At 72.8% G+C, this 15,059-nt stretch carries 13 protein-coding genes; 4 read left to right on the forward strand and 9 right to left on the reverse strand.

Annotated elements, in window-relative coordinates:
* Positions 1-95: 95 nt before the first annotated feature.
* Positions 96-920, forward strand: coding sequence for a pirin family protein (locus tag ACI1MP_RS25865; RefSeq protein WP_404869574.1), 825 nt, complete (start codon positions 96-98; stop codon positions 918-920).
* A gap of 12 nt (positions 921-932) precedes the next feature.
* Here ACI1MP_RS25865 and ACI1MP_RS25870 read toward each other — a convergent pair whose 3' ends face one another.
* On the reverse strand, positions 933-1,760 hold the full coding sequence (locus ACI1MP_RS25870) for a serine hydrolase domain-containing protein (RefSeq protein ID WP_380335333.1): 828 nt from the start codon (positions 1,758-1,760) through the stop codon (positions 933-935).
* 114 nt (positions 1,761-1,874) lie between these two features.
* Between ACI1MP_RS25870 and ACI1MP_RS25875 the strand changes: the two genes are divergently transcribed.
* Both ACI1MP_RS25875 and ACI1MP_RS25880 read left to right on the forward strand, forming a co-directional pair.
* Positions 1,875-2,387, forward strand: a complete 513-nt coding sequence (locus ACI1MP_RS25875; RefSeq protein WP_100585773.1) for a MerR family transcriptional regulator — start codon at positions 1,875-1,877, stop codon at positions 2,385-2,387.
* Positions 2,384-3,394, forward strand: coding sequence for an aldo/keto reductase (locus ACI1MP_RS25880; protein ID WP_404869575.1), 1,011 nt, complete (start codon positions 2,384-2,386; stop codon positions 3,392-3,394). The genes ACI1MP_RS25875 and ACI1MP_RS25880 overlap by 4 nt, the downstream gene beginning before the upstream one ends.
* Before the next feature lie 7 nt (positions 3,395-3,401).
* Here the strand turns inward: ACI1MP_RS25880 and ACI1MP_RS25885 are convergent, their stop codons facing one another.
* The 7 genes from ACI1MP_RS25885 to ACI1MP_RS25915 form a co-directional block, all read right to left on the reverse strand.
* Positions 3,402-4,592 carry an alpha/beta hydrolase gene (locus ACI1MP_RS25885; protein ID WP_404869576.1) on the reverse strand — a complete coding sequence of 397 codons (1,191 nt, stop codon included), beginning with the start codon at positions 4,590-4,592 and terminating at the stop codon, positions 3,402-3,404.
* Positions 4,593-4,736: 144 nt separating this feature from the next.
* Complete coding sequence (locus ACI1MP_RS25890) at positions 4,737-5,072, reverse strand: MmcQ/YjbR family DNA-binding protein (protein ID WP_404869577.1); 336 nt, start codon at positions 5,070-5,072, stop codon at positions 4,737-4,739.
* A gap of 67 nt (positions 5,073-5,139) precedes the next feature.
* On the reverse strand, positions 5,140-6,348 hold the full coding sequence (locus ACI1MP_RS25895; protein ID WP_404869578.1) for an acyltransferase: 1,209 nt from the start codon (positions 6,346-6,348) through the stop codon (positions 5,140-5,142).
* Positions 6,349-6,370: 22 nt separating this feature from the next.
* On the reverse strand, positions 6,371-7,468 hold the full coding sequence (locus ACI1MP_RS25900; protein WP_404869579.1) for an alpha/beta hydrolase: 1,098 nt from the start codon (positions 7,466-7,468) through the stop codon (positions 6,371-6,373).
* 138 nt (positions 7,469-7,606) lie between these two features.
* Complete coding sequence (locus tag ACI1MP_RS25905) at positions 7,607-8,281, reverse strand: response regulator (protein ID WP_380335316.1); 675 nt, start codon at positions 8,279-8,281, stop codon at positions 7,607-7,609.
* A 24-nt stretch (positions 8,282-8,305) separates the two neighbouring features.
* The gene (locus ACI1MP_RS25910; RefSeq protein ID WP_404869580.1) at positions 8,306-9,565 is read right to left on the reverse strand and encodes a sensor histidine kinase; all 1,260 of its coding nucleotides are present in this window, start codon (positions 9,563-9,565) and stop codon (positions 8,306-8,308) included.
* 88 nt (positions 9,566-9,653) lie between these two features.
* Complete coding sequence (locus ACI1MP_RS25915; protein WP_043913817.1) at positions 9,654-10,319, reverse strand: TetR/AcrR family transcriptional regulator; 666 nt, start codon at positions 10,317-10,319, stop codon at positions 9,654-9,656.
* Positions 10,320-10,446: 127 nt separating this feature from the next.
* Between ACI1MP_RS25915 and ACI1MP_RS25920 the strand changes: the two genes are divergently transcribed.
* Positions 10,447-12,033 (forward strand): MFS transporter, encoded by a 1,587-nt coding sequence (locus ACI1MP_RS25920; protein ID WP_380335309.1) that lies wholly within the window; start codon positions 10,447-10,449, stop codon positions 12,031-12,033.
* 72 nt (positions 12,034-12,105) lie between these two features.
* Here ACI1MP_RS25920 and aceE read toward each other — a convergent pair whose 3' ends face one another.
* The gene (gene aceE, locus ACI1MP_RS25925) at positions 12,106-14,856 is read right to left on the reverse strand and encodes a pyruvate dehydrogenase (acetyl-transferring), homodimeric type (RefSeq protein WP_404869581.1); all 2,751 of its coding nucleotides are present in this window, start codon (positions 14,854-14,856) and stop codon (positions 12,106-12,108) included.
* Between the last annotated feature and the right edge of the window lie 203 nt (positions 14,857-15,059).

A 15,059-nucleotide genomic window follows, 5' to 3' on the forward strand; every position in this document is an offset into this window, starting at 1 on the left:
GCACGGCACTAGCCTGCCTCACGCGGACGGGTGCTCGTGCACACCCCGCGCCGAGAAGACCGGTGGCACCGGTCACACCGGCTACCGTGGTGCCCGTGAGCGTGGATTCCTCGGCCCGGGACGGGCACCCCTTCGAAACCTCCGAACCCGCCTCCGCGGCCGGACGGAAGGACCGCGGACGCGCCGATCTGCGCCGCACCGGCGAGCGTTACCTGTCGGAACCCGCCGAAGGCATCACCACCCGGCACGCGTTCTCCTTCGCCGGCCACTACGACCCGAAGAACACCTCGTTCGGCGCACTGCTCGCCTGCAACGAGGAGACCCTCGCCCCCGGCGCCGGGTACGACGCCCACCGGCACACCGACACCGAGATCGTCACCTGGGTGGTCGACGGAGCACTCGCCCACCGCGACGACGCGGGCCACGCGAGCGTGGTCCGCCCCGGCATGGTCCAGGTCCAGTCCGCGGGGGCGGGCATCACCCACACCGAACGCAACCTCGGCGGGGCGACGGAGCCGGTGACGTTCCTCCAGATGTGGCTCCAGCCCGACCGGTTCGGCGTCGAGCCGGGCTTCGGCATCCGTTCCGTCCCGGCCGCGGACGGGCTGACCCTGCTGGCCTCGGGACACCCCTCGGACGACGCGCTGCGACTTCGGCGCACCGACGCGGCCCTCTGGCTGGTCCGGGCCGGCGCGTGGGCGGCGCTGCCCGAACTCCCCGCCGCCCCCTACCGCTACGTGCACGTCGTCGCGGGATCGGTCGGCTACCGCACCGTCCCCGGCCCGCAGGGCGGCGGGCGCTCGGCGAGCGCCGGCGACGCGATCCGGATCACGGGAGACGCGTTCGCGGACCCGACGGCAGGTGAGAGCGGCGTCGAGCTGCTGCTGTGGGAGATGCACTCGCCCTTGCAGTTCGGCTGAGCGCCCGCCCGCCTAGATCTCGGCGAGGACCGCGTCGCTGAGCTGCGGCCACACCTCCGCCGCCCACGGCCCGAAGTCGCGGTCGGTGAGGGCGAGGCAGGCGAGGTCCGCGGCGGGGTCGACCCAGAGGAAGGTGCCGGACTGGCCGAAGTGGCCGAAGGTGGCGGGGGAGTTGGCGGTACCGGTCCAGTGCGGGGCCTTGTGGTCGCGGATCTCGAAGCCGAGGCCCCAGTCGTTGGGGCGGCGGTGGCCGAAGCCGGGCAGGACGCCGTTGGTGCCGGGGAAGGCGACCTCGCGGGTCGCGGTGTGCAGGGTGGCCGGGTCGAGCAGCTTGGGGGACTGGAGTTCGGCCGCGAACCGGGCGAGGTCGGCGGCGGTGGAGAGGCCGCCCGCGCCGGCGGGCGCGCGGTGGGCGGTGTTGATCAGGGTGGCGTGCATGCCGAGCGGCTGGAAGACGGCCTCGGCGGCGTACTGGGCGAACGGGATGCCGGAGGCGTGCTCCAGGGTGGCGGCGAGGACGTCGAAGCCGGCGTTGGAGTAGAGGCGGCGGTTGCCGGGGGCGGCCATCACGCGGTGCTCGTCGAAGGCCAGGCCGGAGGTGTGGGCCAGCAGGTGGCGGACGGTGGAGCCGTCGGGGCCGGCCGGGTCGTCGAGCTCGAAGACGCCTTCCTCGACGGCGATCAGCACCGCGTAGGCGGTGAGCAGCTTGGTGACGGAGGCCAGCGGGAACAGGTGGTCCTGCGGTCCGTGCGCGCCGAGCAGAGCGCCGTCGCTTCCGCGTACGACCGCCGCCGCTGCGTTCGGTACCGGCCAGTCCTCGATCGTGCGCAAGCTCTGCATGGGCCGAACTCTAAACGACGGGTGGGGAGATCCGTTGTGCCAGGCTTGCTTGGAGTGCACTCCAACTGAGTAGCGTCGGAGTCGTCGTCGCCGAGACCGGGGGTCGAGTTCCAGATGGCAGCGTCGGAGCAGTGGAGTGAGCGGCTGTCGGGGTGCGAGCGGGCGTTCGGTGCGCCGAGCGCGGTGCCCGACCGGACGCCGCGGCACGGGATCAGCGAGGTGTCCGCGACCAGCGGACTGTCGGCGCACACACTGCGCTGGTACGAGCGGATCGGTCTGCTGGACCCGGTGGACCGCTCGCACGCGGGCCAGCGCCGGTACAGCGACGCGGACCTGGCCCGGCTGGCGTTCCTGACGAAGCTCCGGCTGACCGGGATGCCGGTGGCGGACATGGTCCGGTACGTCGAGCTGGTGCGGGACGGGGACGCCACCCGGGCGGAGCGCCGGCAGCTGCTGGTCGACCACCGGGCGGAGGTCCGGCAGCGGCTCGCGGACCTGCACGCCACGCTCGCCGTGATCGATCGGAAGATCGACCTCTACGGCGAGCCGCCCGCGGCCGGTACGGACGGCGACGACACGACGGAGACCACGGGGCATCGCCCGATCGAGGACAGGAAGAGCGCATGAGCAGCATCGAGACCACCCGGCTCGGCAGCAACGGCCCCGTCGTGGGCGTGCAGGGCCTGGGATGCATGGGGATGAGCGAGTTCTACGGGCCGACCGACACCGAGGAGGCGCTGGCCACCCTCGGCCGGGCGCTGGAGCTCGGGGTGACCCTGTTCGACACCGCCGACGTCTACGGTTCGGGCGCCAACGAGGAACTGATCGGCCCGTTCGTCCGGGCGCACCGCGACCAGGTGGTGCTGGCCACCAAGTTCGCCATCGAGCGGCGCGCCGACGACCCGGGCTACCGGGGCGTCAACAACGACCCGGCGTACATCCGGCAGGCCGTGGACGCCTCGCTGCGCCGGCTCGGCGTGGACGAGATCGACCTGTACTACATGCACCGGCGCGACCCCGGGGTGCCGCTGGCCGAGTCGGTCGGGGCGATGGCCGAGCTGGTCGCGGCCGGCAAGGTGAAGCACCTGGGCCTGTCCGAGGTGACCGGTCCGGAGCTGCGCGAGGCGTACGCGGTGCACCCGATCGCGGCGCTGCAGTCCGAGTGGTCGCTGTTCGCCCGGAGCCTGGAGCGCACCGCGGTGCCCGCGGCGGCCGAGCTGGGCGTGGCGCTGGTGCCGTACTCGCCGCTCGGCCGGGGCTTCCTGACCGGGGCGTTCGCCGACGCCGCGCAGCTGGGTTCGGACGACTTCCGGCGCTACCTGCCGCAGTTCACCGGCGAGAACGCGGCCGGGAACGCGGAGCTGGTCGCGCCGATCCGGAAGATCGCCGCCGAGCGCGGGGTGACGGCCGCCCAGGTCGCGCTGGCCTGGGTGCAGCAGCGGGCCGAGGTGCACGGCCTGACGGTGGTGCCGATCCCGGGCACCCGCAAGCGCAGCCGGCTGGAGGAGAACGCGGCGGCCGCCGCGCTGAAGCTGACGGCGGAGGAGCTGGCCGAGCTGGACCTGATCGGCGGCCGGGTGCAGGGCACCCGCTACGCGGACATGAGCAACACCTCGGACGCGCGCGAGGTCTGACGGGACGTCAGTTGCCGAAGGTCGCCGAGCGGCTGACGTCGCCGTAGTGGCCGAGGGCGATCGCGGCGAAGTTGTGCCGGCTGGCGGTGCCCTCGGCCAGGTAGCCGTTGTGGCCGCTGGCGCCCGCCGAGGAGACGGCCGTCGCGCCGAACGCCTGGGTGGTCGGGTCGGCGCCGTGGCCGAGGCCGCCGACCTCCAGGTACGGCACGTTGCCGATCCAGTCGCCGGGGTTGCGGGCCGCCCAGACCTGGACGCCGGTGCCGAGTTCGGCGGCCGACTCGACGCCCATCCCGGGGCTGCCGAACGCCACCAGGTCGGTGGGCTGCGCGCCGTGCACGGACGGCGCGGCGGCGCCGCACACCACCGAGCCGTAGGAGTGGCAGAGCAGCGCGGGCGGTGCCTCCGGCCGACTGGTCTGCCGCAGGCCGGCGAGCAGCCGCTCCAGGCGCGGCGCGGCGGCCTCGGCGAGCCGGGAGGTGGCCGCGTCCGGGCCGAGGCCCTGCGGGGTGACGTAGCCGGTCCAGGCGACCACCGCGGTACGGGTGCCGGGGGCCTGGGCGCGCTCCTCGGCGTACAGGGCGCGGCCCATGCCGGCGGGGGAGCGGAGCGGTTCGACGGCCTGGTCGAAGTGGCCGAGGTCGGCGTCCGAGCCGGGCACCAGGACGGCGACCCGCTGGGCGCTCGCCAGGTCGCCGTAGACCTCGGTGACCAGGCCGCGGCCGCGCGGGTCGAAGGCCAGGATCTGCCGGCCGGGGGCGAGCAGCGCCTCGGAGTCGTTGGCGCGGGAGACGGCCAGCGCGCGGGTGGCCGGGTCCAGGGTGCGGTCCTCGGCGCGTTGCCGGGCCCGGTCGCGTTCGGCGGCGACCGCCTCCCGGTTGGCCCGGTAGCGGACGGCCGGCGACGCGCCGTCCAAGTTGCCGACCACCAGCGGGTATTCGAGGATCAGCCGGTCGAGGTCGGCCTTCGTCAGCGAGGCGAAGAAGGCGGCCACGGCGGCCGGGGCGGCGGTCGCCGGGTCCGGCAGGGCGCGGCCGAAGGTGCCGTCGGCGACCCAGGCGGCGCTGCCGGCGGGCGGGGTGGTGATGGCCAGCTGCTCACTGGACGCGGTGGCCTGGGCGACCGCGGCCCCGGCGTCCACCAGCGCCGCGCAGCCCGCGAACACGCCGATCAGGATCCGCTTGACCCGCCTGCGGTGCATGGCGTCCACTCCCTCGGGCCGGGACATCGCAGCGGGACGGGCCCGATGGTGCTACGACTGCCAACTACTAGTCAGCCAGACTAGAGGGCGGCAGACGCGCCGGGCAGGGAGCAAACAGTGTTCCGCGTCACATTCCCCCGGACGCTACCCCTGGTACCCCTCCCGGACGCGTTTCGGGGCGATCGAACGCCACGCCTCGGTGAGCAGCTCGCGCAGCTCCTCCGGCTCCACCCGGGCGAGTTGCACCTGCACCCAGCCGAACCGGCCGGTGTACGGGGCCACCGAGTACACCTCGGGCGCGGCGGCGATCAGTTCGGCCTGCTCGGAGACCGTGGCCTTCACCGAGACCTGCCCGGACTCCGGGTGGCCCATCGCGAAGATCTTCCGGCCCACCCGGAACGTCTCCTGCTCCCAGGTGGTCTCCCGGTGCGCCTGCGGCAGCCGCAGCGCCAGCGCGATCAGTTCGTCGAAGGTCGCCATGGCCGCCAGGGTAGGGCCCCGCACCGACAGGGAACGGGTGATGACGCGTCGACGGATTGACGTGGCGTCAGACCGCGCCGAACGCGTACACCGCGAACAGCGCCGCGCCCGCCGTGGCCGCCGCCCGCCAGGCGCGGGACCGCCACGGGCCGTCGAAGCGCCGGGCCCAGCGGCCGATCAGCGCCAGCACCACCGCGAACACCGGCAGCCAGGCCAGCCGGGCGAGCGCCCACAGGCCGGAGTCCGGGGCGGTGGTCAGACCGGGCACCGCGCCCAGGTGCGAGCCGGCCAGCGCGGTCAGGAACATCGCGGTCTGGTGCCAGCAGAAGATCGTCATCGCGCCCAGGTTGACCACCACCACCGGCAGCCACAGCAGCGGCCGGCGCAGCGCCCGGCCCAGCCGGTCCTTCAGCAGCATCGCCGCGCCGCCCTGCACCGAGGCCAGCGCCAGCACCAGCAGGGACGGCGGGTGCGAGTTGGTGCGGGCCGCGCCCGGCACGCCCACCATGCTCGCCGGGTAGTGGAACACCAGCAGCAGCACCGCGAACAGCGCCGCCCCGCCGAGCGCCGTCAGCCACGCCCCGGCCCGGGAGATCCGGCCGTGCGCCCAGTCCACGCCCAACTGGTAGGCGAACAGCCAGCCCGGCAGCAGGTTCAGCAGGCTCAGCCACCCCGGCATCGACGCGCCCCACGGCCCGTACCGCAGCAGGTCCACCGCCGCGACGGCCGCCAGCAGTGCCGCCGAGGCCCAACCCCGGCTCCAGGCGCCGAACCTGACGCACAGCGGGGTGAGCGCCGTCAGCACCAGGTACATCGCGATGTACCAGAGCGGCTGCACCATCAGCACCGCCCCCGTCCGCACCGTGTCCGCCGGCACCCCCAGCCCGCGCAGCACCGGGATCAGCGCCGCCCACACCGCGGCCACCCCCAGCACCGGCCGGGCCAGCCGCAGCACCCGGCCGCGCAGCCACTCCCCGGCGCCCACCCCGCGCTCGGCCGACCGCCGCAGCGACAGCGCCGACGCCCGGCCGCCGACCAGGAAGAACACCCCCAGCATCTGCAGCACCCAGCTCAGCGGCGCCATGAACGACAGCGCCGCCAGCGGGCTCGCGTTGTGCAGCACGTTGTCCGAGACGGTGAACCCGCCGAGCAGCCAGTGGCCCAGCGGCACCGAGAGCAGGGCGACGGCGCGCAGGCCGTCCAGCGCGCGGTCACGGGTGGCGGGGGTCCTGGCATCGACGGTCGCCGCGGCGCGGCGAACGGAAACAGGCAGCATCGGACGTCTCCTCGACAGATCGTCAGGCGGTGGTGGTGGGGGAGCCGGTCGCGGCGAGAGCGGCGAACGCCGCCAGCGAGGCCGAACCGGGGGCGAAATAGTCGCTGTGGCCGTGCGAACCCGTCGACGGCAGCAGCTGGGCGCCGAAGCCGGGGGACGTCGGGTCGGCGCCGTGCCCGAACCCGAGGAACGAGACGTTCGGCACGTTCGAGATCCAGTCCTCCGGATTGCGGACCACCGCCCACACCGGCACCCGCACCTCGTCCGCCCGATCCAGGCCCACGCCCGGCGAGGCGAGCACTACCAGCCCCGCGACCTGCGCCGGATCCGGCGCGGACCGTCCGCACACCACCGAGCCGTAGCTGTGGCAGAACAGCGTCACCGGCCCGGTCACCGGGGCCAGCCCCGCCACCAGCCGCCCCAACCGTGACGCCCCCGCCCGGGCGAGCTCCTCCCGGGCCGCGTCCATCCCCACCCCGACCGGCGTGGTGTACCCCACCCACGCCACCACTGCGACCTTCTCGCCGCTCTCGGCACGCAGCGCCTTCGCCATCGCGGCGAGCCGGTCGGCGGTTCCGAGGTCGACGTCCGAGCCGGGCACCAGGACGGCGGTGCGGGTGTCGTGCGTCAGGTCGCCGAAGACCTCGGCGAGTTGGCCGCGGCCGCGGGGATCGAACGCCAGGAGCCGGCGGCCGGCCAGCTCGCGGTAGCGGGCGGCGTGCTGCGCGGCCAGTTCGCGCTCTTCCGCGGTCAGCGCCGGATTGTCGGCGCGGGACTGCTCACGGCTGCCCTCCTGGGCGACGGCGAGCGAGTTCGCCAGGTAGCGGAGCTCGATCGGCGCGCCGTCCAGGTTCCCGACCACCCGGGGGTGCCGGAACGCGAGCTGCCGCTGCTGTTTGGGGGTCAACCCCGAGAAGAGCGCCGCCACTTCGGCCGGCGAGGCCTTCGCCGGATCCGGCAGCCGCACCCCCAGCCCACCGTCCGCCACCCACTCCGCGGACCCCGGCGGCGGCCCCGTCAGCGGCGTCTGCGCATCCGCCGACGCCCACGACCCCACCCCCAGCACCGCCGCCAGCACCAACCCCGCAACGGCGGTCTTCCGACGCAGACGCGACAGCACCGCTTCCTCCTCCCGTTCGGCAACAGGGAGGAAGGTAGGAAGAGGGTGACCGAGGGGGCGTCAACCTGCGGAGCCAAGCGGGGAGTCATACCGGGGTGGGAGCGAGACCAGTGGGAGCACCGGTCTCGCTCCCACCCCCTACCCGCCGGGCTGGACCAGGCCGCTCTCGTAGGCCAGGACGACTGCTTGGGCGCGGTCGCGGAGGTTGAGTTTGGCGAGGATGCGGCCGATGTGGGTCTTGACGGTCTGTTCGGCGAGGACCAGGTGGGCGGCGATCTCCTGGTTGGAGAGGCCGCGGGCGATGAGTTCGAGGACTTCGGTCTCGCGCGGGGTGAGGCCGTTGAGGCGGAGGCGGGGGTCGCGGCGGGGAGTGGGGCGGTTCTGGGCGAAGTCGGCGATCAGGCGGCGGGTGATGGACGGGGCGAGGAGGGCGTCGCCGGCGGCGACCACGCGGACGGCGTTGATGAGGTCGGCGGGCGGGGCGTCCTTGAGGAGGAAGCCGGAGGCGCCGGCGCGGAGGGCCTCGTAGACGTAGTCGTCGACGTCGAAGGTGGTGAGCATCAGGACGCGCGGGCGGTGGACGGTGCCGGGCGGGGGGTCGAGGAGGCGGCGGGCGGCTTCGAGGCCGTCCATCTCGGGCATGCGGACGTCCATCAGGACCACGTCGGGGTGGGTGTGTCCGCTGACCTCCAGCGCCTGGCGGCCGTTCGCGGCGTCGCCGACCACGTCGATGTCGGCCTGCGCGTTGAGCAGGGCGGCGAAGCCGGCCCGGACCATCGCCTGGTCGTCGACGATGAGGACGCGGATGGTCATGCGGTGTTCTCCCCTGGGGCGGTGTCAACCCGCCGTGGCGGGACGGTCGATCGGCAGGACGGCGGCGACCCGGTAGCCGCCGTCGGCGGTCGGGCCGGTGTCCAGGGTGCCAGCCAGCAGCCGGACGCGCTCGCGCATTCCGGTCAGGCCGTGCCCGGTGGAGGCGGAGGTCTCGACGGCGGGGGCCTTGCCGGGCGCCGGGTCGTTCTCGACGTCCACGGTGAGCGCGCCGTCGGCCGCCGCGACCCGGACCCGGGCGGTGGCGCCGGGCGCGTGCCGGACGACGTTGGCCAGCGCCTCCTGGACGATCCGGTACGCGGACAGGCCGACGGCCTCGGGGACGGGGTCGAGCTTCCGGACGTCGTCGGCGAGGTCGAGTTCGGCGTGGACGCCGGCCTGGGCCACGGTGGCGAGCAGGCCCGGCAGGTCGGCGAGGCCGGGCTGCGGGGCCTTGTCGGCCTCGGTCTCGGCGGCCCGGAGCACCCCGAGCAGGCGGCGCATCTCGGTGAGCGAGCCGCGGGCGGCGGTGGCGATCTGCCCGAACTCGGCGACGGCGGGCTCGGGCAGGCCCTCGATCCGGTACGGGGCGCTGTCGGCCTGGACGGCGATCACCGACATGTGGTGGGCGACCACGTCGTGCAGCTCGCGGGCGATCCGGGCGCGCTCCTCCAGCAGGGTGCGCCGGGCGCGTTCGGTCTCGGAGATCTGCTCCTGGGCGGCGAGCAGCCGTCGTGCCTCGCCGCGGCCGCGCAGGCTCCAGCCGAGCAGCAGGATCACCCCGGAGAGCGCGGTGACCACCACCGAGGTGCCGTCGAAGTAGTCGGCGAAGACGGACCAGCTGAGGCTGTTGCCGACGAAGGTGACCGCCCAGACGGCGAGCAGGGTCCGTCCGCGTTCCCGGATCGCCAGGAACACCATCAGGAACAGGTAGCTCAGCAGGGTGGTGACCGGCCAGGGCCAGGCCTGGGTGGCGGCCTCGCCGTGGGTGACGATCGCGCCGACCAGCACCGACGGCGCCACCAGTTGCCAGGCGGTCAGCGGCCGGACCAGCGCCAGCGCCAGCGCCCCGGCCTGGACGGTGGCCAGCGCGGCGGCGAGGCCCCCGTTCACCCCGTAGAACCTGGTCAGCGAGACGATGCCGGTGGGCAGCAGCGCACCGATCATGGCCAGTACCACCACGAAGGGCAGCGCCCGGACCCATGCTCTGTGGGCGCCGGCCAGCGGCGGCCGGTTGCTCGGGACGGGCTCGACGAGGGCGCTGAGGAAGGTCTTCCAGGTGGTCACCGGCCCGAGAGTAGGCCGAGGTGGGGCCGGTGTCCTCATACTCCGGTCGGGTGCGGCCCTGATACCGCAGTACTACCGGGGCCCGGGGTCAGCGCCAGGAGCCGGCCAACGCCGGTCCGAGCTGGTCGAAGTGGCGCTCGATCAGGGACAGCATGCCGTCCATGCAGTGGCCGTGCTGGTCGGGCGCGGCGGCGTACGACAGGTGGGAGAGCCGCACCACGGTGCCGAACACGGCGGCGAGCAGCCGGGGGCGCAGGTCGACCGCCGGGTCGAGGCCCTCGCGGTCGGCGAGGACCCGGGCCACCTCGACCTCCTGGTGCAGGGTGTGCCGCAGGTGGGCGGCGAGCAGGGTGGGGGTGGACTCGATCAGTTCGAAGAGTTCCAGCGCGCCCGTGACGGTGCCGCGTTCGGCGACCCGGCCCTGGTCGAGCGAGTGCCACACCTGCCGGACCGCGCCGCGCATCGCCTCCAGCGGGCTCTCCGCGGCGGGCCGGCCGCGCAGCAGCTCCAGGAAGGTCTCCTCGGCGTCGGCCAGCACCGCCAGGGCGACCTCCTCCTTGTTGGCGAAGTACCGGAAGAAGGTGCGCTGGGAGACCTCCACCGAGGCCGCGATCTCGTCGACCGTGGTCTTCGCGTAGCCCTGCTGCAGGAACAGCCGGTGGGCGGCGTCGACCAGCGCGTCGCGGGTCTTCTGCTTCTTGCGTTCGCGCAGGCCAGCGGAGTGCGGGTGGACGGCGGAGACGGGGGTGGCCATGGTTCAACGATAGCGGTCTGCCACTTGTCATCAAGTGACACGAGTCACCGCTTGTCGATTGTCAGCGACTGACATAATGGCGGAGCCGCTCTCTCGTCACACCATACGAACGGGGATGTCCCGAGCCATGAGCCAGTCCGTCGTCATCGACAAGGAAGCGGCCCCGGCCGCCGGAGGGAAGCTGCGGGGACACCCCTGGCTGACCCTGCTCACCGTCGCCGTCGGCGTCATGATGGTCGCCCTCGACGGCACCGTCGTCGCCATCGCCAACCCGGCGATCCAGACCGACCTGAAGGCCAGCCCCGCCGACATCCAGTGGGTCACCTCCGGCTACCTGCTGGCCCTGGCGGTCTTCCTGATCACCGCCGGCAAGATCGGCGACCGGTTCGGCCACAAGTCCACCTTCCTGGTCGGCGCGGTCGGCTTCGCCGCCACCTCCGCCGCGATCGGCTTCGCCGGCTCGATCCAGCAGGTGATCTTCTTCCGCGTCCTGCAGGGCCTGTTCGGCGCGCTGCTCCAGCCCGCCGCGCTCGGCCTGCTGCGCGGGGCCTTCCCCGCCGAGAAGCTCAACATGGCGATCGGCATCTGGGGCGGCGTCATCGGCGCCTCCACCGCGGCCGGCCCGATCGTCGGCGGCCTGCTGGTCGAGCACGTCAACTGGGAGTCGGTCTTCTACATCAACATCCCGGTCGGCGTCGTCGCGGTGCTCCTGGGCGTGCTGATCCTCAAGGACGTGCGCTCCGAGAAGGCCGCCAAGTCCTTCGACATCCCCGGCATCGTGCTGCTCTCCGGCGCGATGTTCATGCTGGTCTGGGGCATCATCAAGGCCCCCACCTGGGGCTGGAGCGACCCCGCCACGCTGCTCTTCCTCGGCGGCGCGGTGCTCGCCCTGGTGGCGTTCGCGGTCTGGCAGAACTTCGCCAAGGAACCGCTCGTCCCGCTCGCCCTGTTCCGCTCGGTCCCGCTGTCGGCCGGCACCCTGCTGATGGTGCTGATGGCGTTCGCGTTCTTCGGCGGCATCTTCTTCGTGACCTTCTACCTGCAGAACGTCCACGGGATGGCCCCGGTCGACGCCGGCGTCCACCTGCTGCCGATGACCGGCATGATGATCGTCGGCGCCCCGGTGGCCGGCTTCCTGATCGGGAAGGTCGGCCCGCGCATCCCGATCGTCGGCGGCATGCTGCTCACCACCGGCGCGATGCTCGGCATGTCCACCCTGGACATCCACTCCGGCAACGGCGTCATGTCGCTCTGGTTCCTGCTGATGGGCCTCGGCCTCAGCCCCGTCATGGTCGGCGCCACCGAGGTCATCGTCGGCAACGCCCCGCTGGAGCTGGCCGGCGTGGCCGGCGGCCTCCAGCAGGCCGCGATGCAGGTCGGCGGCAGCCTCGGCACCGCCGTGCTCGGCGCGGTGATGGCCTCCAAGGTCACCAGCGCGCTGCCCGGCAAGTGGGCCGCCACCGGTGTGCCGTTCCCGGACGGCGAGCAGGGCGAGCAGCTCAAGCAGGCCGCGCAGCTCGGCATCGCCCCGCCGCTGCCGGAGGGCACCCCCCAGCAGGTCGTCACCGGCATCGCGGACGCCGTCCACTCCTCCTTCGTCAGCGGCATGGGCGTGGCCTTCACCGTCGCCTCCGTCGTCGCCCTCGCGGCCGCGGGCCTCGGCCTGCTCACCAAGCGCGGCGCGAACGAGGCCGGTCCGGCAGTCCACATCTGACGTGCGGTTGCTCTGCGCCCCTGACGGGGCGCGGGGACGGCGGAGCGGGTGGTGCGGTGGAGCGGCTTGCGCTTAGGCGTCGCCGCCCGCGGCACCCGGCTCGGCCGCGGCCACGTCGAGGAGCTGGTAGCGGTCGATCGCGGACTTGAGGACCGAGCGGTCGATCTTGCCCTGCTTGGCCAGCTCGGTGAGGGTGGCCAGGACGATCGACTGGGCGTCGATGTGGAAGAAGCGCCGGGCCGCGCCGCGGGTGTCGGCGAAGCCGAAGCCGTCGGCGCCCAGGGACTGGTACTGGCCGGGGATCCAGCGGGCGATCTGGTCCGGGACGGCGCGCATCCAGTCGGAGACGGCCACGAACGGACCCTCGGCCCCGGAGAGCTTGGAGGTCACGTACGGGACGCGCTGCGGCTCCTCCGGGTGGAGGAGGTTGAACTCCTCCGCCTCGACGGCGTCGCGGCGCAGCTCGTTCCAGGAGGTGGCCGACCAGACGTCCGCCTTGACGTTCCACTCCTCGGCGAGGATGCGCTGCGCCTCCAGCGCCCACGGCACCGCCACGCCGGAGGCGAGCAGCTGGGCGGGGATCTGGCCGGCGGCGCCCTCGGAGAGCTTGTAGATGCCCTTGAGGATGCCGTCGACGTCGACGCCCTCCGGCTCGGCCGGCATCTTGATGGGCTCGTTGTAGACGGTCATGTAGTAGAAGACGTCCTCGCCGTGCGGGTGCTCGGCGGAGGAGCCGTACATGCGGCGCAGACCGTCCTGGACGATGTGGGCGATCTCGTACCCGTAGGCCGGGTCGTAGGCGACCACACCGGGGTTGGTGGAGGCCAGCAGCTGCGAGTGGCCGTCGGCGTGCTGCAGGCCCTCGCCGGTCAGCGTGGTGCGGCCGGCGGTGGCGCCGATCACGAAGCCGCGGGCCAGCTGGTCGGCCATCTGCCAGAACTGGTCGCCGGTGCGCTGGAACCCGAACATCGAGTAGAAGACGTAGACCGGGATCAGCGGTTCGCCGTGCGTCGCGTAGGACGAGCCGGCGGCGATCAGCGAGGCGGTGCAGCCGGCCTCGGAGATGCCGTCGTGCAGCATCTGGCCGGACGGGGACTCCTTGTACGCCAGCAGCAGCTCGCGGTCGACCGACTCGTAGGTCTGGCCGAGCGGGTTGTAGATCTTGGCGGACGGGAAGAGCGAGTCCATGCCGAAGGTGCGGTACTCGTCCGGCGCGATCGGCACGAAGCGGTTGCCGATGCCCTTGTCCCGCATCAGGTCCTTGAGCACCCGGACGAACGCCATGGTGGTGGCGATGGTCTGGTTGCCGGAGCCCTTCTTGACCGCCTTGTACGCGTCGTCGCCCGGGAGTTCGAGCTTGCGCGGGCGGACCTTGCGGGTGGGCACGTAGCCGCCGAGCTCCTCGCGGCGGTCGTGCATGTACTGGATCTCTTCCGAGTTGCGGCCCGGGTGGTAGTAGGGCGGGTAGCCCTCGTCGAGCTGCTTGTCGGTGATCGGCAGGTGCAGCCGGTCGCGGAAGCGCTTCAGGTCCTCGACCGTCAGCTTCTTCATCTGGTGGGTGGCGTTGCGGCCCTCGAAGTTGGGGCCCAGCGTCCAGCCCTTGACGGTCTGCGCCAGGATGACGGTCGGCTGGCCCTTGTGCTCGCGGGCGGCCTTGAACGCGGCGTAGACCTTGCGGTGGTCGTGGCCGCCGCGGCCCAGGTGCTGGATCTGGTGGTCCGTCATGTTCTCGACCATGGCGCGCAGGCGCAGGTCGCCGCCGAAGAAGTGCTCGCGGATGTACGAGCCGGACTCGGTGGCGTAGGTCTGGAACTGGCCGTCCGGGGTGGTGTTCAGCTTGTTGACCAGGACGCCGTCGCGGTCCTGGGCCAGCAGCGGGTCCCAGGTGCGGTCCCAGACCAGCTTGATGACGTTCCAGCCGGCGCCGCGGAACTGCGACTCCAGCTCCTGGATGATCTTGCCGTTGCCGCGGACCGGGCCGTCCAGGCGCTGCAGGTTGCAGTTGACCACGAAGGTCAGGTTGTCCAGGCCCTCGCGGGCGGCCAGGGACAGCTGGCCGAGCGACTCGGGCTCGTCCATCTCGCCGTCGCCGAGGAAGGCGTACACCTGCGAGTCGGAGGTGTCCTTGATGCCGCGGTGCTCCAGGTAGCGGTTCATCCGGGCCTGGTAGATCGCGCCGAGCGGGCCGAGGCCCATCGAGACGGTCGGGAACTCCCAGAAGTCCGGCATCAGCCGCGGGTGCGGGTAGCTGGACAGGCCGTACGGCGCCTTGGACTTCTCCTGGCGGAACGCGTCGAGCTGCTGCTCGGTCAGTCGGTCCAGCAGGAAGGCGCGGGCGTAGATGCCCGGCGAGGCGTGACCCTGGAAGAACACCTGGTCGCCGGACTCGCCGTCGGCGTCCTTGCCGCGGAAGAAGTAGTTGAAGCCCACGTCGTACAGCGACGCGGAGGAGGCGAAGGTGGCGATGTGGCCGCCGACGCCGATTCCCGGGCGCTGGGCGCGGGAGACCATGACGGCCGCGTTCCAGCGCGTCGCGTTGAGGATCTTGCGCTCGATCTCCTCGTTGCCGGGGAAGAACGGCTCGTCCTTGGTGGCGATGGTGTTGACGTAGTCCGTGCTGCGCATCTCGGGCACGGCGACACGCTTTTCACGGGCGCGCTCGATCAGCCGCAGCATCAGGTAGCGGGCACGCTCGCGCCCACGCTCGTCGATGGCAGCGTCAAGCGACTCCAGCCACTCCGCGGTCTCCTCGGGATCGAAGTCCGGGACCTGGCTCGGGAGGCCGCCAATGATGATCGGGTTGCGATCGGATCCGGAAGCCACGCTGTTCCTTCACTGTCGGTCGAAACTGAGTTGTCGCGCCGCCTCCATCGTGCTACCGCGTTCGGAGATCCGTCATCTCTACCGATCGGTAACCGTTCCGCCGGTTGGGCGGTACGGTCAGGAGGTGGTCCGACCTGGGACCCCGGTCGGTGGATGGCCGCCGGTCGGGGTGAGGGCCAACAGAAGACTTTACGCCCGCACAC

This window comes from Kitasatospora griseola, assembly GCF_044999035.1.
GTDB classification, from domain to species: domain Bacteria; phylum Actinomycetota; class Actinomycetes; order Streptomycetales; family Streptomycetaceae; genus Kitasatospora; species Kitasatospora griseola.

Coding starts and splice junctions, on each gene's coding strand:
- ACI1MP_RS25870 (WP_380335333.1), bottom strand. CDS start 1,760: ATGCAGAGCTTGCGCACGATCGAGGACTGGCCGGTACCGAACGCAGCG.
- ACI1MP_RS25875 (WP_100585773.1), top strand. CDS start 1,875: ATGGCAGCGTCGGAGCAGTGGAGTGAGCGGCTGTCGGGGTGCGAGCGG.
- ACI1MP_RS25880 (WP_404869575.1), top strand. CDS start 2,384: ATGAGCAGCATCGAGACCACCCGGCTCGGCAGCAACGGCCCCGTCGTG.
- ACI1MP_RS25885 (WP_404869576.1), bottom strand. CDS start 4,592: ATGCACCGCAGGCGGGTCAAGCGGATCCTGATCGGCGTGTTCGCGGGC.
- ACI1MP_RS25890 (WP_404869577.1), bottom strand. CDS start 5,072: ATGGCGACCTTCGACGAACTGATCGCGCTGGCGCTGCGGCTGCCGCAG.
- ACI1MP_RS25895 (WP_404869578.1), bottom strand. CDS start 6,348: ATGCTGCCTGTTTCCGTTCGCCGCGCCGCGGCGACCGTCGATGCCAGG.
- ACI1MP_RS25905 (WP_380335316.1), bottom strand. CDS start 8,281: ATGACCATCCGCGTCCTCATCGTCGACGACCAGGCGATGGTCCGGGCC.
- ACI1MP_RS25915 (WP_043913817.1), bottom strand. CDS start 10,319: ATGGCCACCCCCGTCTCCGCCGTCCACCCGCACTCCGCTGGCCTGCGC.
- ACI1MP_RS25920 (WP_380335309.1), top strand. CDS start 10,447: ATGAGCCAGTCCGTCGTCATCGACAAGGAAGCGGCCCCGGCCGCCGGA.